Genomic DNA, 22702 nt, shown 5'->3' with positions numbered 1-22702 from the left:
CGGGCCGGGGGCAAACGAATAAAGGGGGCAGACGAACAAAGACTGTGCCCCGCTCGCATCGGGCGGCGGGGCACAGCGGGGCGGGCCGGCGGGGAGGGGTGCGGGTCAGTCGTATCTGCGGCCGCGGTTTCCCGGGCGGGAGGCGACCCAGGCCCGGACGGTCTCCGCGTACCAGTAGGGCTTTCCGCGCTCCACATGGTCGGGCGGGGGGAGCAGTCCGTGCTTGCGGTACGACCGCACGGTGTCCGGCTGCACCTTGATGTGCGCCGCGATCTCCTTGTACGACCAAAGCCGATGGTCGGTCATGAGTGGCACCTCCCTGCGCGCACCGCGGCGGCGGCCGGGGGCGGCCGTCGGGGGAGCCGAGCGCTGCGCTGGCGATCACAAACCCTGTGCCCCGTGAACGACATAGCGTGACCGCAGGGCAGCCCCTGTTGACCTGGTGTGACCGAAGACCCGCGTACACGCGACATGTGTGACAGGAAGGTGGTTTTTGTGACACGAGTGACGCATTGGCGGGCATGTGGCACCGCCCTGGCCGCGCGTCGCGTGGGCAGAGAGCGTAGGCGGGGAGCGTGGGCAGCCTGAGGTGGGCCGGACCCGCTGCGCCGGGCCCGGCCCACCGGCTCCCCGTATCCCCCGTGCCCCGCATTCCCTCGGGTTCGTGGCCGGAAGACACAGCGTGCCCTCAGCGTCGCTTTCCGGTCTTGGAAAAAATCGCACTCCGGTCGATCGCGCTCCGGTCGGAGGCGATCGCATTCCGGTCAGGGGAGAGCACCAGGCTGGTCGCCTCGCCCGCCATACGGTCGGGGCCCGGAGGGCCGGGCGGCGGTACCGACGGGGTCCCCCGCGCCGCCGTGAACTCGCGCGGAGTGCACCCGGTCATCGCCCGGAACTCCCCGCTGAGGTGCGCCTGGTCGTAGTACCCGCAGGCCGCCGCCGTCTCGGCCTGCGACCGCCCCGCCGCGAGCAGCCGCCGCGCCCGCTGCAACCGCAGCACCCGGGCGGCCGCCTTCGGCCCGAGCCCGATCTGCTCCCGGAAGCGGTTCTCCAACTGCCGTACGCTCCAGCCGACCTCGTCGGCGAGCCGGGGCACCGGTATCGCGCCCCAGGTCCGCTGGAGGTGCCCCCAGGCCCGCACCACCCGCGCCGAACTGGGCGTCCCCGCCCCCGCCCAGCGCGCGAACACGTCGTCGAGCAGCTCGAACCGCTCCGCCCAGCCGGGCAACGCGGCCAGCGAGGCGGAGAGTTCGCCGATGCTGCTCCAGCGGTCACGGCCGGAACGGGCGCCCAGCAGATGCGGCAGCTCGTCGGGATCGACCGGCCGGTCGGCGAGTTCGTACTGCGGAGTGCCGAAGAGCGTGAACGCCGCCCATGGCGCGAGCAGCACCTCGATGCCCGCGAGCCGTCCGTCGTGCTCGCCGACGGCCGCGGTGGTGGTCGGTCCGGAGAACACCGACACCAGGGTGGCGGGCGGCCGGCCCGCGCGCGAGATGCGCAGCGGCTGGCCGAAGCCCAGCAGCAGTGTCGCCGCGCCGATCGGCGCCTCCAGCCTGCGCCGCGGCCCGTCGAGGGCGAGCCGGATCCCGCGGTAGCTGATCACCCCGGGCCGCAGCCGCGGATGGGGCAGCGCGACCACGGTCTCCCAGGCGCCGCCCGGCCCGTATCCCGCACGCGAGACGATTCCCGTCGCCATCCGCCCTCCCGCCCCGCGCCGTCCGCACTGGGAAGCCCCATGGTGCAACGCGGCAGGGGGAGGCCGGAAGGCCGGAAGGCAGGCAGGAAGGCCTCAAAGCCGGAGAGCCGGAGAGCCGGAAGGTCCGCCGAGCCCCGGGCTCCCGACGGGCCTCCACGGCCACGGCGGTCAGGCCCCGCAGGACCTCAGGAACGCCCGGGTCCGCTGGGCGATCGGCAGCGGCTTGTCCGGCGGGCAGGGGTACATGTCCTGCTCCACGATCGCGAACAGGTCGACGTCGAGCCGCTGAGCGGCGGCGAGGACGGGCTCAAGGGCCGGTACCCCGGACGGCGGTTCGCACATCACGCCACGGGCCACGGCGGGCCCGAACGGCACCTCGTTCGCCCGCACCTCGGCCAGGATCAGCGGGTCCACCTGCTTGAGGTGGAGATAGCCGATGCGCTCGCCATAGGTCTCGATGAGCTTGACGTTGTCGCCGCCGCAGTACGCGTAGTGGCCCGTGTCCAGGCACAGCGACACGAGCGAGGAGTCCGTCGCGTCGAGGAAACGCGTGACGTTCTCCTCGCTGTCGATGTGCGTGTCGGCGTGCGGGTGGACGACGATCCGCAGTCCGTAGCGCTCGCGCACCTCATGGGCGAGCCGCTCGGTCTGGGCGGTCAGATGGCGCCACTGCGCCGGCGTCAGCGTGCTGTCCTCCAGCACCTCGCCCGTCTTGTCGTCCCGCCAGAAGGCCGGGATGACGACGAGGTGCTCGGCGCCCATCGCCTGGGTGAGCGCCGCGATGTCCGAGACATGCGCCCAGGTGGACTCCCACACGTCCGGGCCCCGGTGCAGCCCGGTGAATACCGTGCCGGCCGAGACGGTGAGCCCGCGCCGCGCGGTCTCCTCCCTGAGGACGGCCGGATCGGTGGGCAGATAGCCGTACGGGCCCAGCTCGATCCACTCGTACCCCGACGCGGAGACCTCGTCGAGGAAGCGCTGCCAGGGAACCTGCTGGGGGTCGTCGGGGAACCAGACGCCCCAGGAGTCGGGAGCCGAACCGATCCGGATGCGGGACAGTGAGGACGGAGGCGACGACTGCGGCGATGACTGTGGTGACAACGACGTCATGGGCGTCAGCTTCCGGCGACCCCCGGAGAGGTGTCAAGGCCTCGTCCGAATGTCTGGACAAAACGTTGACAGGGCTCCCCGCGCGGGACTACACCTGGGGACAGCCGTAGCGAAGGGAAGTCGATGGCGTACGACCTGATCACCATGGGGCGGATCGGTGTGGATCTGTACCCGTTGCAGACGGGGGTCCCGCTGGCGCAGGTGACGTCCTTCGGGAAGTTCCTCGGTGGCTCGGCGACCAATGTCGCGGTGGCCGCCGCCCGGCTCGGCCGTCGTACGGCGGTGATCACCCGAACGGGTGCGGACCCCTTCGGCACCTACCTCCACGAGGCGCTGCGCGACTTCGGCGTCGACGACCGCTGGGTCACCCCGGTCCCCGGTCTGCCGACCCCGGTCACGTTCTGCGAGGTCTTCCCGCCGGACGACTTCCCGCTCTACTTCTACCGGCAGCCCAAGGCCCCCGACCTGGAGATCGACGCGCACGACCTCGACCTGGACGCCATCCGCGAGGCCCGCGTCTTCTGGATGACGGGCACGGGCCTGAGCGAGGAGCCCAGCCGCACGGCCACCCTCGCGGCACTGGCCCACCGCGCCAAGTCCGGTACGACGGTCTTCGACCTCGACTGGCGGCCCATGTTTTGGAAAGACACAGCTTGGCAGGACCCGGCCGCCTCCGCCCGCGCCTTCTACGCCGAGGCCCTGCGCCACACCACCGTCGCCGTGGGCAACGTCGACGAGGTCGAGATCGCCACCGGTGAGCGCGAACCGCACGCCGCCGCCCGCGCCCTCCTCGACGCCGGTGTCGAACTCGCCGTCGTGAAGCAGGGCCCCAAGGGTGTCCTCGCCGTGCACCGCGACGGCACGACGGCCGAGGTCCCGCCCCTCCCGGTGACCGTCCTCAACGGTCTCGGCGCCGGTGACGCGTTCGGCGGCTCCCTGTGCCACGGCCTGCTCGCGGGCTGGGACCTGGAGCGGATCATGCGGCACGCGAACGCCGCCGGTGCCATCGTCGCGTCCCGCCTGGAGTGCTCCTCCGCGATGCCGACACCCGAAGAGGTCGAGAGCGCGCTCATGGCGGGAGCGGTGCGGTGAGGGCGGGCCACGTCGGGGGCGCGCGCCACGAAGGGGGCGACGCCTCCACCGAGAAGGGCACCCCGACCACGTACGAGAAACTCCGCTCCCCGCATCCGAGGGTGGACATCGCCGACCTCGTCCGCACCCGCACCCACCACCCCGAGGCGATCGCCGAGGCCGCCGCCCGCCGTCCCCGTCGCCCCCTCGTCAACGACTCGGGCCGGCTGATGATCGTCGCCGCGGACCACCCGGCCCGGGGCGCGCTGGCCGTCGGCGACCGTACGTTCGCCATGGCGGGCCGCGCCGACCTCCTGGAGCGGCTCTGCCTGGCCCTGTCCCGTCCCGGCGTCGACGGCGTGCTCGCCACCGCCGACATCCTCGACGACCTGCTGCTGCTCGGCGCGCTCGACGGCAAGGTGGTCATCGGCTCCATGAACCGGGGCGGACTCGCGGGCGCCGCCTTCGAGTTGGACGACCGGTTCACCGGGCACCGCCCGCGCGACATCGAGCGGCTCGGCTTCGACGCGGGCAAGCTGCTGCTGCGCATCGACTACGACGACCCGGGCTCGCTGCGCACCCTGGAGTCCACCGCCCGGGTCATCGACGAGATGGCGGAGCGCCGGCTCCCGGTCTTCGTCGAGCCGTTCCTGTGCCGCCGCCGCGACGACGGCACCCTGCGCAACGACCTGAGCGCGGAGGCCGTCACCAAGTCGATCGCCATCGCCAGCGGCCTGGGCGGCAGTTCGGCGTACACCTGGCTGAAGGTGCCCGTCACCGAGAACCCCGACGACATGGCCCGTGTCATGGAGACCTCCACGCTGCCCGCCGTCCTCCTCGGCGGCGAGGTCGGCGAGGACCAGGAGGGTGCGTACGAGAAGTGGCGGGGCGCGCTCCAACTCCCCACCGTGCAGGGGCTGGTGGTCGGCCGTTCGCTGCTGTACCCGGCGGACGGCGATGTGGCCGGGGCCGTGGACACCGCCGTAGGACTGCTGTGAGGGCCGCATGACCAAGGAGCTGTACGTCCCCAGGGGTACCACCGCCGACGCGTACTACGTGCTCGACATCGACCCCGAGCGCGCCGGCTGGACCCACAGCAGCCTGCGGATCGTGGAGCTGGGGCCCGGCGGTACGCACATGTTCACCACCGGGGACAGCGAGTGGATCGTGCTCCCGCTCAGCGGCGGCTGCACGGTGCGCATAAAAGACGGCATGGAGGAAGAAGAGTTCACCCTCCTGGGCAGGGAGAGCGTGTTCGCCGGAGTCTCCGACTTCGCGTACATGCCCCGTGACGCCCGGGTCCAGATCGCCTCCGGCGTGGGAGGCCGCTTCGCCCTGGCAGGAGCGAAGTGCGAGCGCCGACTCCCCGCCCGCTACGGCCCCGCGCCGGAGGTTCCCGTCGAAGACCGCGGCAGCGGCAACTGCGCCCGCCAGGTGCGCAATTTCGCCTCCGCCGACGCCTTCGACTGCGACAGGCTCATCGCCGTCGAGGTCGTCACCCCCGGCGGCAACTGGTCCTCGTACCCGCCGCACAAGCACGACGAGCACCGGCCGGGCGAGGAGAGCGAACTGGAAGAGATCTACTACTTCGAGATCGACGGTCCGAACGGATTCGGCTATCAGCGCGTATTCCCTTCGCGCGAGGGCGGATCCGACGTCCTCGCCGAGGTCCGCACCGGCGATGCCGTCCTGGTACCTGACGGATGGCACGGCCCGTCCATCGCCCAGCCCGGCCACACGATGTACTACCTGAATGTGATGGCCGGACCGGGCAAGGACAGGGAGTGGCGGATCTGCTTCCACCCGGACCACGTAAACAGCACAGACGACACAGCGAGCACAAAGGGATACCGATGACCTCAACGACGAGGCTGACGGTCGCACAGGCGCTGGTGCGGTTCCTGGCCGTCCAGTACACGGAACGGGACGGCGAGAACCGGCAGCGGCTGATCGGCGCCACCTGGGGCATCTTCGGCCACGGCAATGTCGCCGGGCTCGGCCAGGCGCTCATCGAGTACGCCGATGACATGCCGTACCACCAGGGCCGTAACGAGCAGTCCATGGTGCACGCGGCGGTCGGCTACGCACGGCAGAGCAACCGGCTGTCGGCGCACGCCGTGACTACCTCCATCGGCCCCGGCGCCACGAACCTCGTCACCGGCGCCGCCCTCGCGACCATCAACCACCTCCCGGTGCTGCTCCTGCCCGGCGACGTCTTCGCGACCCGCCCCGCAGATCCGGTGCTCCAGCAGCTCGAAGTCCCGTACGCGGGCGATGTGTCGGTCAACGACTGTCTGCGCCCGGTGTCGAAGTACTTCGACCGGATCACCCGCCCCGAGGCCCTGATCCCGGCCGCCCTTCAGGCGATGCGCGTGCTCACCGACCCCGTCGAGACCGGCGCGGTCACGCTCGCGCTGCCGCAGGACGTGCAGGCGGAGGCGTACGACTGGCCGCAGGAGTTCTTCGCCGAGCGGACCTGGACCGTACGCCGTCCGGCGCCCGACGCGTCCGAACTGGCCGCCGCCGTCACGACGATCCGCGAGGCCCGCCGCCCCCTGATCGTCGCGGGCGGCGGTGTCCACCACAGCCGCGCCGAGGAGGCGCTCGCCGAACTCGCCGCCACCACCCGCATCCCCGTCGCCTCCACCCAGGCGGGCAAGGGGTCCCTGCGCTGGGACCACCCCCAGGACGTCGGCGGCATCGGCCACACCGGCACGGCGACCGCCGACGAACTCGCCCGCACCGCCGACCTGGTGATCGGCGTCGGCACCCGCTACACCGACTTCACCACCGCCTCCGGCACCCTCTTCACCGCCTCGAACGTCCGCTTCCTGAACCTCAACATCGCGCCCTACGACGGCCACAAGCTCTCCGGGCAGACGCTGATCGCGGACGCGCGCGTGGGACTCGAAGAGCTCACCGAGGCGCTGCTGCTGCACAAGCACCGCGCCGAGCCCGCGTACGTCACCGAGTACACCGACGACAAGGAGCGCTGGGAGTACCGCGTCGACGCCGCGTACGAGGCCGAGGACCCGGACATCCGGCCCACCCAGCCGCAGGTCCTCGGCATACTCGACGAGCTGGTCGACGAGGACGACATCCTGATCAACGCGGCCGGCTCGCTCCCCGGCGACCTGCACAAACTGTGGCGGGCGCGCTCGCGCGACCAGTACCACGTCGAGTACGGCTACTCGTGCATGGGCTACGAGATCCCGGCCGCGATCGGCGTACGGATGGCCGCCCCCGACCGTCCCGTCTGGGCGCTGGTCGGCGACGGCACATATCTGATGATGCCGACGGAGATCGTCACCGCCGTGCAGGAGGGCGTCGCGATCAAGGTCCTCATCCTGCAGAACCACGGGTACGCCTCCATCGGCGGCCTCTCCGAGTCCGTGGGCGGCGAGCGGTACGGCACGGCGTACCGCTACCGCTCCGAGGACCGTACGTACACGGGGGCGCCGCTGCCCGTCGACCTCGCCGCCAACGCCGCCAGCCTGGGCATGCGGGTCCTACGCGCGAAGACCGTACGTGACCTGCGGGCGGCCCTCGCCGAGGCGCGGGCCGCGGACACTCCCACATGTGTCTACGTGGAGACCGAAACGGCAGACACAGTGTCGGGCGCGCCTCCGGCTCAAGCCTGGTGGGATGTACCTGTGGCCGAGACCGCGACCCGATCGTCGGCGGTCAAGGCGCGCGAGGAGTACGACCGGCACGTCGCTGCCCGACGCCGCCATCTGTGAAGGAGTTTTTGGCCATGACGAAGACCGTCAACCACTGGATCGGTGGCAAGACTGTCGAGGGTGCGTCGGGTACGTACGGGCCGGTCACCGACCCGGCGACCGGCGCCGTGACCACGCAGGTCGCCTTCGCGACCGTCGACGAGGTGGACGCGGCGGTCGCCGCCGCGAAGGACGCCTACGCGACCTGGGGCCAGTCCTCGCTGGCCAGGCGGACCACGATCCTCTTCAAGTTCCGCGCGCTGCTCGACGCGAACCGTGACGCGATCGCCGAGCTGATCACCGCCGAGCACGGCAAGGTCCACTCGGACGCGCTCGGCGAGGTCGCGCGCGGCCTGGAGATCGTCGACCTGGCGTGCGGGATCACCGTGCAGCTGAAGGGTGAGCTGTCGACCGAGGTGGCGAGCCGGGTCGACGTCTCGTCCATCCGCCAGCCGCTGGGTGTCGTCGCCGGCATCACGCCGTTCAACTTCCCGGCCATGGTGCCGATGTGGATGTTCCCGATCGCCATCGCGTGCGGCAACACCTTCGTGCTGAAGCCGTCCGAGAAGGACCCGTCGGCCGCCATGAAGATCGCCGAGCTGCTCGCCGAGGCCGGTCTGCCCGACGGCGTCTTCAACGTCGTCCACGGTGACAAGGTGGCCGTCGACCGTCTCCTGGAGCACCCGGACGTCAAGGCGGTGTCCTTCGTCGGCTCCACGCCGATCGCCCGCTACATCCACACCACCGCCGCCGCGAACCACAAGCGCGTCCAGGCGCTCGGCGGCGCCAAGAACCACATGCTGGTCCTCCCGGACGCCGACCTGGACGCGGCCGCCGACGCCGCCGTCTCGGCCGCATACGGCTCGGCGGGCGAGCGCTGCATGGCGATCTCCGCCGTCGTGGCCGTCGGTTCCATCGGCGACGAGCTGGTCGAGAAGATCCGCGAGCGCGCCGAGAAGATCAAGATCGGCCCCGGCAACGACCCGACCTCCGAGATGGGCCCGCTCATCACGGCCGTCCACCGCGACAAGGTCGCGTCGTACGTGCACGGTGCGGCGGCGCAGGGCTCCGAGGTCGTCCTGGACGGCACCGGCTACACGGTCGAGGGCTTCGAGGACGGCCACTGGATCGGTCTCTCGCTCCTCGACCGCGTTCCGGTGACGGCGGACGCGTACAAGGATGAGATCTTCGGCCCGGTGCTGTGCGTGCTGCGCGTCGACACGTACGAGGAGGGTGTCGCCCTCATCAACAACTCGCCGTTCGGCAACGGCACCGCGATCTTCACCCGGGACGGCGGCGCCGCCCGCCGCTTCCAGCTGGAGATCGAGGCGGGCATGGTCGGCGTGAACGTGCCGATCCCGGTGCCCGTCGGCTACCACTCCTTCGGTGGCTGGAAGGACTCCCTCTTCGGGGACCACCACATCTACGGCAACGACGGCACGCACTTCTACACCCGCGGCAAGGTCGTCACCACCCGCTGGCCGGACCCGTCCGAGGCGCCGACCGGCGTCGACCTGGGCTTCCCGCGCAACCACTGAGGCCGTACGGCCGCTCTGGCCATACGACCACCGGTGCCCCGCCCCTCGCACGAGGAGCGGGGCACCGCCGTGTTCAGCCCTGCCGCTGCTTCAGCCCTGCTGCTCGGCGGCCTTCTTCATCAGCTCGGTCACGTCACCGGTCTGCGACGCCGGCGGAGCCTTCACGTCGGCCGTGGCGCCGAACTTCTTGAAGTCCATGGTGACCGTCATGGTGCCGAACACCTCCTTCAGGCGGACCGGCAGGTCCTTGGCGCCGACCCAGACGTCCATGGTGATCGAGTCGGAGCCGCCGGTCACCGAGTTGAAGACGGTGCCCTGGTTCCCGGACCCGTAGGCGTCCTTGAACTTGCCCATGTGGTCCTTGTCGATCACGGCCCGGTAGTGGGTCGTGCTCTTCCCGTCGACGGTCTCCTTGCCGAGGTCCTCGACGTCGTTCGCGTACTTGAGGCCCTTCATGGTGGCCGCCGGGCTGCCGGCGCCGGAGTTCCCGCTGAGCGCCTGGGCGCCCTTTTCGCCGAACATGGCCGACGCGTCGACCTTCATCCACTCCTTGCCCTTGAGCGGGCCGGAGGGCTGGGGGTCGGTGTCGTAGTAGTAGGCGCCGTCCACGAGCAGCATGCGGATCGACGGGTCGGTCGTCAGCGTCTGCATCTTCGCGGCCTTGGTGTCCATCTCGACGTCGTACGCGAAGCCGTCGCCCCAGGAGTAGGTGCCCTCCATGGCGATGGGGGCGCCGCCGTTCAGCTCGGTGGTCATCTTGACCTCGGCCGAGCCGAGCTGCTCGGTCCGGTCCGTCGCCCGCGTGAGCGCCGCCATGATCGTGTCGGCGTGGCTGACCGCCTCGGCCGTCTTCTTCGTGGTCTCGGCGCTGCACGCGGTCGTCCCGGCCAGCGCCGCCGCGGCCACCCCCGCCCAGACCGCGATACGTATGTGCTTCATGTGCCCCACCCCTAGTTGTGCGTCGTCTGTGAGGCAGGACTCTACTGTTCGGTAGGCGTCCGGAGTGCGGACCAATCTCGGCGAATTTTGACGCCTCGACTGCTGTTCTCGTCATTGGGTGATGAAACGGGTAGCGCAGGCAGTTTGCTGAGGTGACCTTCAAAACCAAGGTCATACTCTGCTAGGTCTTGATGATTGCCACATAGGGGCGTATGGACCTGCGAAAGTGATGTGACCTGCGTCGCTCCGCTATTGCGGATTCCGTAGGTAAACGGCCATTGACGCAACGGTTTCCGTCAAGGTTCCATCAACGCCGGGAGCGATCGAAGAGACATACGACGCGAGCCGCCGGAGGCGATAACGCTCCCCCCGAATCACCTGACGCACGAGTCGATCGGAACCGCTTCATGACCGACACGCTCCGCCCTGTCGAGACCGCCGTCCTGGACGCCGCCCCCACGGCGTCCGGCAGCCCCCAAAAGCTCAAGCGCTCCATCGGCATCGTCGGCGGCACCCTGCTGACGCTCTCGTGCGTGACTCCGGCCTCGACGCTGTTCGTGGTCGTGCCCGACCTGTTCTCGTCGCTCGGCACGGCGACCGCGCTCACCATCGCGATCGGCTCGCTGCTCTGTATCGCCGTGGCGTTCTGCTACTCGGAGCTGGGCACCCTCATCCCCAGCGCGGGCGGCGAGTACGCCATGGTGTCGACGCTGGCCGGACGGCTCGCGGGCTGGCTGGTCTTCGTGCTCTCCCTGCTGGTGGTCATGATCGTGCCGCCGGTGATCGCGATGGGCACGGCGGACTACCTGGCGCCGATCGTGCACCTCAACCCGTCCTACGCGGGCGCCGGGGTCATGCTGCTCGCCACCCTCGCCGGTCTGCTCGACCTGCGGGCCAACGCCTGGATCACCGGCATCTTCCTGGTCCTCGAAGTCATCGCGGCGGGCGTCGTGGCCGTCCTGGGCTTCACGCACAGCCAGCGCGGCGCCGGCAGCCTGGTCTCGATGCAGGTCGCGGGCTCCGGGGGCCACACGGACACCGTGACGGCCATGCTGGTCGTCTCAGGGCTCGCGATCGCCCTCTTCGTCACCCAGGGCTTCTCGACCGCGGTCTACCTCTCCGAGGAACTGGAGAACCCGCGCCGCAACGTCGCCCGTACGGTCCTGGCCACCCTCGCCATCTCCACGGTCATCATCCTGGTCCCGGTCGTCGCCATCACCATGGGCGCCTCCGACCTGTCGACCCTGACCGGCGGCGACATCAGCTCCATGGTCACCGCCTGGTCCAACTCGGCCGTCGGCACCTTCGTCAGCCTCTGCGTCGCCCTCGCGATCATCAACGCGGGCATCGTCATGGTCATCCAGAACTCCCGGGTGCTGTTCGCCTCGGCCCGCGACAAGGCGTGGCCCGAGCCGGTCAACAAGGGCCTCTCGCGGCTCGGCCGCTTCGGCTCCCCCTGGGTCGCCACGCTCCTCGTGGGCGTTCCCGGCGCGCTGCTCTGCTTCGTCAACCTGGACACCCTGTACGGCGTGACCGGCGTGTCGGTGACGGGCATGTACCTGCTCGTCGCGGTCGCCGCGCTGCTCTCCCGCCGCGGCAAGCACGCCCACACGCCCGCCTGGCGCATGCCGCTGTGGCCCGCGATGCCGGTCCTCCTGATCGCGGTCCTCGCCTACATCCTGAGCCAGCAGGACACCACCTACCTGCTGTGGACCGGCGGCATCACCGCCGTCGCCACCCTGTACTGGGCCTTCTACCTGCGGCCGCGCCGCGAGACCCGCTGGCTGGTGTCGATCCCGGAGGACGCGCAGGCGTAGACGACTTCACTCCGTGAAGCCCCACGTCATCACCGAGCACGTCCCGTCATCCTTGCCACCCACGCTGCGACAGGTGGCGAGGGCGACGTCGTTCCGGTGTCGATCAGCACCCACATGCCGTAGCAGCCGAGCTCGCGGGCCGGTGCGGAACATCTCGGTGCCCTTGTCGGGGTGGACGGTCTCCACACCGCTGACGAAACCGTCGGGCGCCGGCTCGCCGTCCGCGTAGGCGAGGAAGAGATGGTGCCCGCCGGCGGTCAGGAACCGCTCGGCCCACTCGGTGCGGACGGGATGGTCGAAGAGGTGCTCGGCGGCGGCCACTTCGGCGACGGTGGTAGCGCGGCGAATCGCATGGATGCCCATGGGCCTTCGTGCCACGGCCGCGGCACTGGGCAGCAGGTCGGTGGCGCTCAGCCGCGGGCCACCGAGGTGATGACGTCCCGCAGGCGCTCGGCGTACAGCCGCATGTTCTTGTACGCGATGTCGGTGTCCGGGTAGCGGCTCGCGAACCACAGGCCTTCGTGGATCCTGTTGATCCACACGCACGCCTGGTCGCCGTACGACACCCTGAGCAGTCCGTACGCCGTCAGCTCGGACCAGCGCCCGGATCCGGGGAGGCTCCGGGCATCGAGGAACGAGACGATCGAGTAGAGGTCGGGCGACGTCGGGCGGAAGTCGGAGCCGAGCAGGCGGAGCACCCGGGCGAGAGGCATTCGGGACAGTGACCTGTTGGCCCGCAGCTGGGTGCGCACGGACTCCAGGGCGGTCGGGAAATCAGGTGCAGGCACCAGGGGAACCTCGATCGGCGCGCCGCCGACGTACCAGCCCACGGAGTCCGACCACTGGGACTTCACCCTGGTGTGGAACGGCACGACCGTGCGGTAGACGGACTGCCCGCCGATCTCACGGACGATGAGGCTCGTGGCGGCCAGGATGCCGACCAGGCTTCCGCCGTAGGGCCGGCAATACGACTCGAAGGCGGCGGCGTCGTCCGCGTCCACGAGCATCTCGCGCATGAGCGCCTGGGCGGGCAGCGGGCCGCCGGGGTCCAGGCCGAGATCGACGGGGAAGCTCGGCAGCCTGCCGTCGCACCGGTGGATGAACTCCCGCCAGCGGGCGACGGTCGCGTGCGTCTCGTCGATCCCGTCCGCGTCCGCCCGTTCGATCTCGCAGAAGTCGACATAACTGCTGGCCGGTGCCTGCTCCACGGCGCGGCCCTCGACGCCCGCCGCGTACAGCTCATGGACCTCGGCGGGGATGCGATGGATGGAGTAGGCGTCGACGTTGCTGTGGTCGAAGGCCATGTACACACTGGTGGAGTCGTCCCGGACGACCGCCGCGTAGATGAGGTTCGGCCAGCCGAGTGCGTCCGCCGCGATGTCGAAGCGGTCCTGGAGGTGTTGGACCAGGTCCGCCGTGTCGGGGAAGTCGCCGACGACCTCGCGATGCAGTGACACGGCCCCGGTGTCGAGCGTGAAGCGGCGCATTTCGTCGCCGGCCAGGCGGAAGCCGCTGCGCAGCGTCTCGTGCCGGAGCGTCCAGCTCCGCAGCGCGTCCTGCAGCGCGTCGAGGTCGACCCTGCCCGGGATGTCGAACGCGGTACCGAGCCAGGTCGGCACGAACAGGCCGTCCTCACGCACGGATCGAGCCGTCCTGATGTGCGACTCCTGGATGTACGCCGGCGGCCGGGAGTCGTCCGGCAGGCCCGCCGCCGTCTCGACGGTCGCCGGACTGAGCGTCCATTCGACGAGCCGTCCGGGCCGGACCTCGCAGCGCTGGATGTCAGTGATGCGCACAGGGCGTCTCCGTTCGCAGAGGGGGCAGACCTTCAAGGATCTGCCGCGTCTGCGGCGGACACGTGCCGTTTCCTCGATCTTTCAATGGAACGAGTGGCGCCTCGAATAACAGTGCTCACCCTCCGGGCCGTCATGCGAGGTCGTACCACGGCCGCGGTATGCGGCCGCGGGCCGTACTTCTTTGGGAGGGCCAGGGGTTCAGCCCACCGGCTGCTTCGGATGTCAGTGGCCGCCCGTACCGTTGACGCATGGATCTTCGACTGCCACCGGCTGGAACACCCCGGAGGCGAATGAGGCAGCGCCTGCGAGGGCTACGAAAGCCGCGGCGGCTGCTGGCCGCCGCGGCCGCCGTGGTGGTGCTCGCCGGTGCCGGTACGTGGACGGCCGTTGCTTCCGACGACGCGCCCGCGGTGCACCGCGCCGACCGGGTCATGGCCGTGGGCGACGGGGTACGCATCGACACCTCGTACTTCACCTCCGGCTCCGGCGGACGCCGCCCGGCCGTCCTGCTGGCGCACGGCTTCGGCGGCAGCAAGGACGACGTACGGCAACAGGCGGAGGACCTGGCCCGCGACGGGTACGCGGTGCTGACCTGGTCGGCCCGCGGCTTCGGCAAGTCGACGGGCAAGATTGGACTGAACGACCCGGACGCCGAGGTCGCCGACGTGTCGAAGCTGATCGACTGGCTCGCCCAGCAGCCTCAGGTCCAGCTCGACAAGACCGGTGACCCGCGCGTAGGCATGGCGGGCGGCTCGTACGGCGGCGCGATCTCCCTGCTGACCGCCGGGTACGACGACCGGGTGGACGCCATCGCCCCGGAGATCACGTACTGGAACCTCGCGGACTCGCTGTTCCCGAACGGCGTCTTCAAGAAGCTCTGGGCCGGCATCTTCATCAACTCCGGCGGCGGCTGCGACAACTTCGAGGCGCGGCTGTGCGCCATGTACAACCGGGTCGCGGAGTCCGGCACACCGGACGCGGCGGCCCGTCGCATCCTGGAGGAGCGCAGCCCCTCCGCCGTCGCCGACCGCATCAAGGTGCCCACGCTCATCGTGCAGGGCCAGTCCGACTCCATCTTCCCGCTCGGTCAGGCCGACGCGATGGCCAAGGCGATCCGGGCCAATGGCGCGCCCGTGGATGTCGACTGGATCTCCGGCGGGCATGACGGCGGCGACATGGAGACGGACCGTGTCCAGTCCCGCGTCGGCTCCTGGTTCGACCGGTATCTGAAGGACGACAAGGGCGCCGACACGGGCCCCGCCTTCCGCGTCACCCGCACCGGAGGCATCGACTCCACCGACGGCGCCGCACAGTTGCGGGGCGCGAGCGCGGACACCTACCCCGGCCTGGAGAACGGGCAGCGCACGGTCGCGCTGAGCGGCCGCGAGCAGACCTTCGACAACCCCGCGGGCGCCAGTCCGCCCGCGATCTCCGCCCTCCCCGGAATCGGCGGCACCGGCGGCCTGTCGCAGCTCTCCTCGCTCGGTGTGGGAGTCTCGCTCGACTTCCCGGGCCAGTTCGCGGGGTTCGAGTCCGCGGCCTTCGGCAGCGACCTGCGGATCACCGGGTCGCCCACGGTCACGGTCCACGTCGAGTCGAGCGCCGAGGACGCGGTCCTCTTCGGGAAGGTGTACGACGTCGGCCCCGGCGGCACCCAGCAGGTGCTGCCGTCCCAGCTGGTGACACCGGTGCGGGTGGAGGGCGCGAAGGCGGGCAAGGACGTCACCCTCACGCTGCCCGCCATCGACTATGACGTCCAGAAGGGCCACCGGCTGCGCCTGGTCCTCTCCTCGACGGACCTCGGCTACGCGTCCCCGGCGGCACCGGCGACGTACACGGTGTCCCTGAAGGGCGGCCTGGAGGTACCGACCGCCCCCGCGGTGAAGACCGCCGCGGCGTCGCTGCCCGCGTGGGTGTGGTGGCTGCCGCCGGTCGCGGCGCTGGCCGCCCTGGCACTCCTGCTGACCGGCCGCCGCCGCACCACTGCGGGAGCGCCTGATCCCGAGCTCGCCGACGTCCCGCTCCAGATCACGGACCTGAGCAAGCGCTACGCGAAGTCGGCGGACCGGTACGCGGTGCGGGACCTGTCGTTCCGCGTCGAGAAGGGCCAGGTCCTCGGCCTGCTGGGGCCGAACGGCGCGGGCAAGACGACCACCCTGCGCATGCTCATGGGCCTGATCACGCCCGACGTCGGCGAGATCCGCGTCTTCGGACACGAGATCCGGCCGGGCGCGCCGGTGCTCTCCCGGGTCGGGGCCTTCGTCGAGGGCGCGGGCTTCCTGCCACACCTCTCGGGCCGCGAGAACCTGGAGCTGTACTGGCAGGCCACCGGACGCCCGCCCGAGGACGCGCACATGGAGGAGGCGTTGGAGATCGCGGGCCTGGGCGACGCGCTGGCCCGCGCCGTGCGCACGTACTCCCAGGGCATGCGCCAGCGCTTGGCCATCGCCCAGGCGATGCTCGGCCTCCCGGACCTCCTCATCCTCGACGAACCGACCAACGGCCTCGACCCGCCCCAGATCCGCGAGATGCGCGAGGTCATGATCCGCTACACCGCGGCCGGCCGCACCGTCATCGTCTCCAGCCACCTGCTGGCCGAGGTCGAGCAGTCCTGCACCCACCTGGTGGTCATGGACCGCGGCCGGCTGATCCAGGCGGGCCCGGTGTCCGAGATCGTGGGCTCGGGCGACACGCTCCTGGTCGGCACCGGTTCGCCGGTGGACGAGCCGGTCGTCGAGAAGATCGGCGCGCTGTCGGGCGTGGCCTCGGCCGTCGCCGCCGACGGCGGGCTCCTGATCCGCCTCGACGAGGGCGGCAGCGCCCAGCGCCTGGTCGTGGAGCTGGTACGGCTCGAAGTGCCCGTGGAGTCGGTGGGTCCCCACCGCCGCCTGGAAGACGCGTTCCTCACCCTGATCGGAGGTGCCGCATGAGTGCGCTCGTCGAGCGGGCCGAGACGGCGGACGGGTACCGGGCGCGGCGGACGTTGCCGCTGCGCGTAGAGCTGCTCCGGCAGTTGAAGCGGCGCCGCACCCTCGTCATGGGGGCGATCCTCGCGGTGCTGCCCTTCGTGCTCGTCGTCGCCTTCGCGATCGGCGGCGAACCGGGCTCGCGCAGCGGCCAGGTCACGCTGATGGACACGGCGACGGCATCGGGCGCGAACTTCGCCGCGGTGAACCTGTTCGTGTCCGCGGGATTCCTGCTGGTGATCCCCGTCGCGCTGTTCTGCGGGGACACGATCGCCTCCGAGGCGAGCTGGTCGTCGCTGCGCTATCTGCTCGCGGCCCCCGTGCCGAGGTCGCGGCTGCTGTGGTCCAAACTCACCGTCGCGCTGGGCCTCAGCCTCGCCGCGATGGTGCTGCTGCCGATCGTCGCGCTGGCGGTGGGCACGGCGGCCTACGGCTGGGGTCCGCTGGAGATCCCCACCGGCGGCGAGCTCGCCGCGGGCACGGCGGCCCAGCGCCTCCTCGTGGTGATCGCGTACATCTTCGTGTCCCAACTGGTCACCGCGGGGCTCGCGTTCTGGCTGTCGACCAAGACGGACGCGCCGCTGGGCGCGGTCGGCGGCGCGGTCGGCCTGACGATCGTGGGCAATGTGCTGGACGCGGTCACCGCGCTGGGAGACTGGCGCGACTTCCTGCCCGCGCACTGGCAGTTCGCCTGGGCCGACGCCATCCAGCCGACCCCGGAGTGGTCCGGCATGATCCAGGGCACGGCGATTTCGGTAACGTACGCGCTCGTGCTGTTCGCCCTGGCCTTCCGGGGTTTCCGGCACAAGGACATCGTGTCCTAGGTCTCCGGAGGATCACCTACCGGTCTCGACGGGCGTCCGCCGTGGCCGCTTCGAGATCCATCCGCAACGCTCCGTAGCGCACATCCCGGCTCCCTCGGACGTCACAGTCACAGACATCGGCCCACAGAAGTGGGCGGACGGGTGACTCATCGAGGGGGCACGGATGGGGAACGACGGTCATATACGGCGACAGCGGCGGCCCGGGCAACTGCGGCGACCGTGCGGCGCGTTGCTCGCCCTGACGCTCGCGGGCGGCCTGCTGCTCACCGGTTGTGCCGCGAGCGACGACGGTCATTCCATCGACGGTTCGAACAAGTCGCGTGGTTCGTACGGATCCGGCGGCGGGACGGGCCAGTGGCCCGTCCCGGCCCCCGACCAGTCCTCGGACACGTCCCAGGGCGAGCAGACGGGTGACGCGAACCGCGAGATCGCGCCGTCCCCCGACTACCTCTCCACCTTCGCCCTCGACGTCGACACCGCCTCGTACGGCTACGCCCGCCGCACCCTCGCCGACGGCCGGCTGCCCGACCCGGCGACCGTGCGCCCCGAGGAGTTCGTCAACAGCTTCCGTCAGGACTACGAACGCCCCGACGGCAACGGCTTCTCGGTCACCGTCGACGGCGCCCGCACCGACGAGGAGGACTGGTCGCTCGTCCGCGTCGGCCTCGCCACCCGCACCGCCGAACAGCAGGGCGAACGCCCGCCCGCCGCCCTCACCTTCGTCATCGACATCTCCGGCTCCATGGCCGAACCCGGCCGCCTCGACCTTGCCAAGGACTCCCTCGGCGTGATGACGGACCGGCTGCGCGACGACGACTCGGTCGCGCTGGTCACCTTCAGCGACGAGGCCGAGACCGTGCTGCCGATGACCCGACTCGGCGACCACCGCGGCCGCGTCCACGATGCCATCGACGGGCTGGAGCCGACGGAGTCGACCAACCTCGGCGCGGGCGTGGACACCGGGTACGAGACGGCCGTCGAAGGCCTGCGCAAGGGCGCCACCAACCGCGTCGTCCTGATCTCCGACGCGCTGGCCAACACGGGCGACACCGACGCGGACTCGATCCTGGAGCGCATTTCCGACGCCCGCCGCGAGCACGGCATCACCCTCTTCGGTGTCGGAGTGGGCAGCGAGTACGGCGACGACCTCATGGAACGCCTCGCCGACAAGGGCGACGGCCACACCACGTACGTCTCGAACGAGGGCGACGCCCGCAAGGTCTTCAGCGAGCAGCTCCCGCAGAACGTCGACCTCACGGCCCGCGACGCCAAGGCCCAGGTCGCCTTCGACCCGGCGACGGTGCAACAGTTCCGGCTCATCGGCTACGACGACCGCCAGGTGGCCGACGAGGACTTCCGCGACGACCGTGTCGACGGCGGCGAGGTCGGCCCCGGCCACACGGTCACTGCGCTGTATGCCGTCCGCACCAGGCCCGGCGCCTCCGGTCACCTCGCCACCGCGAGCGTCCGCTGGCTCGACCCCGATAGCCGCACCCCGCACGAGGAGTCCGGCCAGCTGGAGACCGGCTCCCTCGACGACGGCCTCTGGAGCGCGCCCACCCGTTTCCAGGTCGACGCCGTGGCCGCGTACTTCGCCGACGCCCTGCGCACGGGCGACAACCGCTGGAACCCCCTGCCGGGCGCCCTCCCGCTGCACGAACTCGCCGACCGCGCCCACCGGGTGGCCACCACCACGGAGGACACACAGGTACGAGACCTCGCGAACGCGATCGAGCAGGCGAGCGAACTCGCCGGTTGACGACGGGGCCTGCGACCGGGAGTCGTCAGGGGCGTACGCAAGGGTCTGAAACGGGCCGAGCGGCGCACCGACCTGGCGGCCCGCGGCCGGGTCGAGCTGATCAGGGGACGGGACCGGCACGGTACGCGGGGCACGTGCCGCCCCGCTGGTGCCCGCCCCCACCGACGGCAGCGTCGACGACCTGCCCTTCACCCACGCGGCCGAGACCCTCGACGCGGTGGTCCTGCGCCGAACCCCCCGCGCGCCGCCCTCACACCCGACACGGTCGCGACGGTCTGCTCCACCTCGGGAACCACCGGCAGGCCGAAGGGCCGCGTCCTCACCCACGCCAACCTGCACGCCGAGGCCGCCAAGGGCAGTGTTGTCTTCGCCGCCTACTGGAACGACCACCTCCGGCGACAAGAACGTCTCGCCCGCCGTTTCGGAGGACCGGCTGCGCAGCCGCCCGCTTGGGGCGGACGCCGTCCAGTCCCGCCCCGAGTGGTCGGGCATGATCCAGGGCACCGCGAATTTCCCTGACATACGCACTCGTGCTGTTCGCCTTGGCCTTCCGGGGTTTCGCCCCCAAGGACGTGGTGTTCGCAGCCGGTCAGGCGGCGACCCGCTCCGCGCCATCGGGGTCATCGAAATAGTTCGTCGTTTCCGAATGAGGCGCGGTCCAACCGGGTGAACCTGCGAAACCAATTCTCATGCGTCGGGTTGATGAAGCAGATGAAGCAGTAGGGCTTGCGACGCCACGAGAAGGGAACGCGCAGTGCTCAAGAAAGCAATGGTTGCCGCAGCGGTCGGCGCTTTTGCCGTCGGCATGCCGACGGCAACCGCTCCCACGGCGCTTGCCCTCGTCGGCGACAAGGGACCGACCGTTGCGAACAGCAACGGCGAGGAACGCTGAGCCGACTCCTCAGCCTGGGCCGTCCGCGGTCACACGGATTTTTCGGCGCAGGCGATCTCGCTCGTGAGCTGAGGGCCAGACACATGGTGGCGCAAGGCAGACGGGCGAGTCAGCGGCAACTCGGTCAACTTCATCATCGCGCTGAACCCGGCGATCGGCAGCAAGTGCAAGAACGACTGACCGCCCAACGCACCAGCCTCCCGGCTGTGTCATGGCCGGCCTTGGACACCGATCTCCGTTCCAAGGTCGGCTTTCCCAATTCTTCAAGCAGGAAGACACGACATTGCGACAGACCCTGAGCAGGGGAGTGTTCGCGGCGGCGGCAGCCGCCACGGGCATTCTGTCCCTGTACGGCAGCGCCGCCTTCGCTGACACGCACGCGGCAGGAACCGCCGAAGATTCACCCGGTGTGCTGTCCGGGACCAGCGTGCAGGTGCCGGTCGAGGTGCCGGTGAACCTGTGCGGTAACACCGTCGACGCAGTCGCGGCGCTCAACCACACCTTCGGCAACTCCTGCGACAACACCTCGGACAAGACGGAGGAGGGGTCGCTCGAGCCCTCGTCCGACGCCTCCAGTGTCTCCGGCGACCGCACTGCCGACACGCATGCGGCAGGAGTCGCCGAGGATTCTCCCGGTCTGCTGTCCGGGAACAGCGTGCAGGTGCCGATCGAGGTGTCGCTGAACGCGTGCGGCAACAGCGTCGATGCGGGCGCGGCGTTCAACTATGCGCTCGGCAACTCCTGCGACAACGGCTCGTACGGCGATGACGGCTACGGCACTGAGGAGGAAACGCCTCCGCCGCCCAGCGCGAGTCAGACGCCTCCGCCCACCCGCACTCCCACTCCCACCCCGCCTCCCACGCGCGCGAGTGAGACGCCGCCTCCGGCCGTCGAGCAGCCCGGCAAGCCGCCCACGCTGGCCGAGACCGGCAGTGGGGCGCTGGCGGCGGCCTCGACCGCCGGTGCCGCACTGATCGCGGGCGGGGTGATGCTGTACAGCCGCCGCCGCTTCACCTCCCACCGGTAGGTGTTCCTGGGTGCCGGACGCAACCCGCCCGGCACCCGCACCCCCTCCGGCCGAGCACGCACCACCCGGACCGACGCGAGCCACCACACGAGGCAGCCCGAGCCGGTCCGGGGACGAACCGCCGAATGGGCCGGATCGGCAGCGAGCCTCGTCGCCATCACCGCCCGCCAGGCCCGGGTCGACCCGTCGCCGACGCCCGCCCCCCGGGTCAGCGGCACATGGACGGGCCGCTGACGACTCTCTGCGTCAGCGGCCCGAGGCGGCCCTGCATGGTTCTCCGTCAGCGGCGTACCGGCGACGGCGACTCACTTCGGCTGCTGCCCCCCGGTACGGGGACCGTCCCGCCCATCGGCGTCGTCCTGAGTCGGCGGCGTACCCCTCGGACGAGTGTCGACGCCGTGAACGTCGCGCCGTGGACGAAGCGCATGGCCGGACCGAAGCCGGAGGCGGTCACCAGGCCCGCGAGGAACAGGCCGGGGTGGGAGGACTCGAAGTCACGCCCGACCGCCGGGGAGCCGTCGGGCAGGGCCGTCAGCGCCCCCCGCAGTTCGGTGGAGAGCAGTCCGAGCCGGTCGCAGCGCGGCCGGAACCCCGTGGCGGCGATGACGTGTTCGGTCTCCAGAGTACGCAGGGCGCCCTCGCGGCTCATCGTGTCCAGCCGTACACCGCCCGGCATCGCACGGGCAGCGGTCACCTTGTGTCCCGGCAGTAGCTCCACCGCGCCCTCCACCCGGTCCCGCACCCACCACGCGCCCGCCGGCCCCAGCGCCGTGGCCGCGATGCGTGCCCGGGTCGGCTCCGACAGATGCCGGAAGAGGCCGGGGCGCTCGGAGTAGAACCAGTTCCGCCAGCCGGGGCCGAGGCCGCTGTGCGGGGAGCGAACCGACTGCCACCAGGGGCGCTCCCACGGCGGCGGCACATCGTTCCACTGCAGCCGCTCCGCCCGCGCCAGCACACGTACGCGCGTGCCCTGCTCGGCGAGCAGCGCCGCGGTCTCCAGGGCCGCCTGGCCGCCGCCGATCACCGTGACGTCCTTGCCGCGGAAGCGGTCGAGGTCGCTGTGGTGGCTGCTGTGCGTCACCAGCGCGGGGTGCAGATCGCGCAGTGCCGGCGGTACCTCGACGAACGGCATCACACCGACTGCCAGCGCCACCGCACGCGCGTGCAGCATCTCCCCGTCCTCGGTGACGGCACTGAAGCCGCCGGTGCGGGACGCCACCCGGGTCACCGTGCGCTCGTCCACCGCCGGCACGGCATGGCGCGCGAACCACAGGCCGTACGCCGCGAACGCCTCGACCGGGATCGGCTCCGCGTGACGTGCCGTCAGTCCCTGCTCCGCGCAGTATGCGTCCAACTGCCAACGGCCCGCCGGATCAGAGAGGTTGGACGCCCACGGCTCCGACTTCAGGAACATGCCGCGAGGCATGTTGTCCCGCCAGGACGCCATGGGTCGGCCGAACACGCGCAGGTTCAGCCCGGCGGCCGCGGCGTGGGACGCGATCGACAGGCCGTACGGGCCTGCGCCCACCACCAGAAGGTCGTACATCA

At 70.8% G+C, this 22702-nt stretch carries 17 protein-coding genes and 3 pseudogenes; 13 read left to right on the top strand and 7 right to left on the bottom strand.

All coding sequences use genetic code 11. The annotated features are described in order from the left end of the window. Positions 1–105 precede the first annotated feature (105 nt). From OG975_RS17285 to OG975_RS17275, 3 genes are all read right to left on the bottom strand, one after another. Entirely contained in the window at positions 106–306 is a 201-nt protein-coding gene (locus OG975_RS17285) for a MerR family transcriptional regulator (RefSeq protein ID WP_330304720.1), read from the bottom strand. Between the two features lie 382 nt (positions 307–688). Further along, complete coding sequence (locus OG975_RS17280) at positions 689–1696, bottom strand: helix-turn-helix domain-containing protein (RefSeq protein WP_406330153.1); 1008 nt, start codon at positions 1694–1696, stop codon at positions 689–691. A 168-nt stretch (positions 1697–1864) separates the two neighbouring features. Then, positions 1865–2806: a sugar phosphate isomerase/epimerase family protein gene (locus OG975_RS17275; protein ID WP_406330151.1), complete on the bottom strand. Its 942-nt coding sequence runs from the start codon at positions 2804–2806 to the stop codon at positions 1865–1867. 123 nt (positions 2807–2929) lie between these two features. On the opposite strand from OG975_RS17275, the gene iolC reads away from it, so the two are divergent. The 5 genes from iolC to mmsA are packed head-to-tail and all read left to right on the top strand — an operon-like array spanning position 2930 to position 9134. Then, positions 2930–3898 carry a 5-dehydro-2-deoxygluconokinase gene (gene iolC, locus OG975_RS17270; protein WP_406330150.1) on the top strand — a complete coding sequence of 323 codons (969 nt, stop codon included), beginning with the start codon at positions 2930–2932 and terminating at the stop codon, positions 3896–3898. Next, positions 3895–4875: a deoxyribose-phosphate aldolase gene (locus OG975_RS17265; protein ID WP_406330149.1), complete on the top strand. Its 981-nt coding sequence runs from the start codon at positions 3895–3897 to the stop codon at positions 4873–4875. Before iolC ends, OG975_RS17265 begins: the two co-directional genes overlap by 4 nt. Positions 4876–4882: 7 nt before the next feature. Continuing rightward, complete coding sequence (gene iolB / locus OG975_RS17260; protein WP_406330148.1) at positions 4883–5734, top strand: 5-deoxy-glucuronate isomerase; 852 nt, start codon at positions 4883–4885, stop codon at positions 5732–5734. Next, positions 5731–7617 (top strand): 3D-(3,5/4)-trihydroxycyclohexane-1,2-dione acylhydrolase (decyclizing), encoded by a 1887-nt coding sequence (iolD, locus tag OG975_RS17255; RefSeq protein ID WP_406330147.1) that lies wholly within the window; start codon positions 5731–5733, stop codon positions 7615–7617. The genes iolB and iolD overlap by 4 nt, the downstream gene beginning before the upstream one ends. Before the next feature lie 14 nt (positions 7618–7631). Continuing rightward, on the top strand, positions 7632–9134 hold the full coding sequence (mmsA, locus tag OG975_RS17250; RefSeq protein WP_406330146.1) for a CoA-acylating methylmalonate-semialdehyde dehydrogenase: 1503 nt from the start codon (positions 7632–7634) through the stop codon (positions 9132–9134). Positions 9135–9224: 90 nt separating this feature from the next. On the opposite strand, the gene OG975_RS17245 is transcribed toward mmsA, so the two are convergent. Further along, positions 9225–10073 (bottom strand): hypothetical protein, encoded by an 849-nt coding sequence (locus tag OG975_RS17245; protein ID WP_406330145.1) that lies wholly within the window; start codon positions 10071–10073, stop codon positions 9225–9227. A gap of 407 nt (positions 10074–10480) precedes the next feature. Here OG975_RS17245 and OG975_RS17240 point away from each other — a divergent pair, with 407 nt between their 5' ends. Then, the gene (locus OG975_RS17240) at positions 10481–11890 is read left to right on the top strand and encodes an APC family permease (protein WP_406330144.1); all 1410 of its coding nucleotides are present in this window, start codon (positions 10481–10483) and stop codon (positions 11888–11890) included. Between the two features lie 6 nt (positions 11891–11896). On the opposite strand, the pseudogene OG975_RS17235 reads toward OG975_RS17240, so the two are convergent. Then, positions 11897–12253: pseudogene (locus tag OG975_RS17235) on the bottom strand (GNAT family N-acetyltransferase). 47 nt (positions 12254–12300) lie between these two features. Continuing rightward, positions 12301–13686 carry a condensation domain-containing protein gene (locus tag OG975_RS17230; protein ID WP_406330143.1) on the bottom strand — a complete coding sequence of 462 codons (1386 nt, stop codon included), beginning with the start codon at positions 13684–13686 and terminating at the stop codon, positions 12301–12303. A 248-nt stretch (positions 13687–13934) separates the two neighbouring features. On the opposite strand from OG975_RS17230, the gene OG975_RS17225 reads away from it, so the two are divergent. From OG975_RS17225 to OG975_RS17195, 7 genes and pseudogenes are all read left to right on the top strand, one after another. Next, complete coding sequence (locus tag OG975_RS17225) at positions 13935–16616, top strand: alpha/beta fold hydrolase (RefSeq protein WP_406330142.1); 2682 nt, start codon at positions 13935–13937, stop codon at positions 16614–16616. Then, positions 16613–17476: an ABC transporter permease gene (locus OG975_RS17220; protein ID WP_406330141.1), complete on the top strand. Its 864-nt coding sequence runs from the start codon at positions 16613–16615 to the stop codon at positions 17474–17476. The genes OG975_RS17225 and OG975_RS17220 overlap by 4 nt, the downstream gene beginning before the upstream one ends. A 163-nt stretch (positions 17477–17639) precedes the next feature. Continuing rightward, positions 17640–19235 (top strand): von Willebrand factor type A domain-containing protein, encoded by a 1596-nt coding sequence (locus OG975_RS17215; protein WP_406330140.1) that lies wholly within the window; start codon positions 17640–17642, stop codon positions 19233–19235. Positions 19236–19244: 9 nt separating this feature from the next. Beyond that, a pseudogene (locus OG975_RS17210) lies at positions 19245–19586 on the top strand (AMP-binding protein); the annotation flags it as partial. 403 nt (positions 19587–19989) lie between these two features. Continuing rightward, positions 19990–20127 (top strand): hypothetical protein, encoded by a 138-nt coding sequence (locus OG975_RS17205; RefSeq protein WP_406330139.1) that lies wholly within the window; start codon positions 19990–19992, stop codon positions 20125–20127. A gap of 114 nt (positions 20128–20241) precedes the next feature. Then, positions 20242–20307 (top strand): annotated as a pseudogene (locus tag OG975_RS17200) (chaplin); the annotation flags it as partial. Positions 20308–20410: 103 nt separating this feature from the next. Then, a complete protein-coding gene (locus OG975_RS17195; protein ID WP_406330137.1) occupies positions 20411–21154 on the top strand; it encodes a chaplin in 744 nt (247 codons plus the stop codon). Between the two features lie 280 nt (positions 21155–21434). On the opposite strand, the gene OG975_RS17190 is transcribed toward OG975_RS17195, so the two are convergent. After that, positions 21435–22700: an NAD(P)-binding domain-containing protein gene (locus OG975_RS17190; RefSeq protein ID WP_406336304.1), complete on the bottom strand. Its 1266-nt coding sequence runs from the start codon at positions 22698–22700 to the stop codon at positions 21435–21437. Positions 22701–22702: the final 2 nt, after the last annotated feature.

The organism is Streptomyces sp. NBC_00203, assembly GCF_045206325.1.
GTDB lineage: Bacteria > Actinomycetota > Actinomycetes > Streptomycetales > Streptomycetaceae > Streptomyces > Streptomyces lutosisoli.
The sequence above is the reverse complement of the archived record's forward strand: the minus strand, read 5'-3'. Positions and strand labels throughout refer to the sequence as shown.

Excerpts from the sequence above, each read along its gene's own strand:
- OG975_RS17285 (WP_330304720.1), bottom strand. The coding sequence starts at position 306 with ATGACCGACCATCGGCTTTGGTCGTACAAGGAGATCGCGGCGCACATC.
- OG975_RS17280 (WP_406330153.1), bottom strand. The coding sequence starts at position 1,696 with ATGGCGACGGGAATCGTCTCGCGTGCGGGATACGGGCCGGGCGGCGCC.
- OG975_RS17275 (WP_406330151.1), bottom strand. The coding sequence starts at position 2,806 with ATGACGTCGTTGTCACCACAGTCATCGCCGCAGTCGTCGCCTCCGTCC.
- iolC (WP_406330150.1), top strand. The coding sequence starts at position 2,930 with ATGGCGTACGACCTGATCACCATGGGGCGGATCGGTGTGGATCTGTAC.
- iolB (WP_406330148.1), top strand. The coding sequence starts at position 4,883 with ATGACCAAGGAGCTGTACGTCCCCAGGGGTACCACCGCCGACGCGTAC.
- iolD (WP_406330147.1), top strand. The coding sequence starts at position 5,731 with ATGACCTCAACGACGAGGCTGACGGTCGCACAGGCGCTGGTGCGGTTC.
- mmsA (WP_406330146.1), top strand. The coding sequence starts at position 7,632 with ATGACGAAGACCGTCAACCACTGGATCGGTGGCAAGACTGTCGAGGGT.
- OG975_RS17245 (WP_406330145.1), bottom strand. The coding sequence starts at position 10,073 with ATGAAGCACATACGTATCGCGGTCTGGGCGGGGGTGGCCGCGGCGGCG.
- OG975_RS17240 (WP_406330144.1), top strand. The coding sequence starts at position 10,481 with ATGACCGACACGCTCCGCCCTGTCGAGACCGCCGTCCTGGACGCCGCC.
- OG975_RS17225 (WP_406330142.1), top strand. The coding sequence starts at position 13,935 with ATGGATCTTCGACTGCCACCGGCTGGAACACCCCGGAGGCGAATGAGG.
- OG975_RS17220 (WP_406330141.1), top strand. The coding sequence starts at position 16,613 with ATGAGTGCGCTCGTCGAGCGGGCCGAGACGGCGGACGGGTACCGGGCG.
- OG975_RS17215 (WP_406330140.1), top strand. The coding sequence starts at position 17,640 with ATGGGGAACGACGGTCATATACGGCGACAGCGGCGGCCCGGGCAACTG.
- OG975_RS17190 (WP_406336304.1), bottom strand. The coding sequence starts at position 22,700 with ATGTACGACCTTCTGGTGGTGGGCGCAGGCCCGTACGGCCTGTCGATC.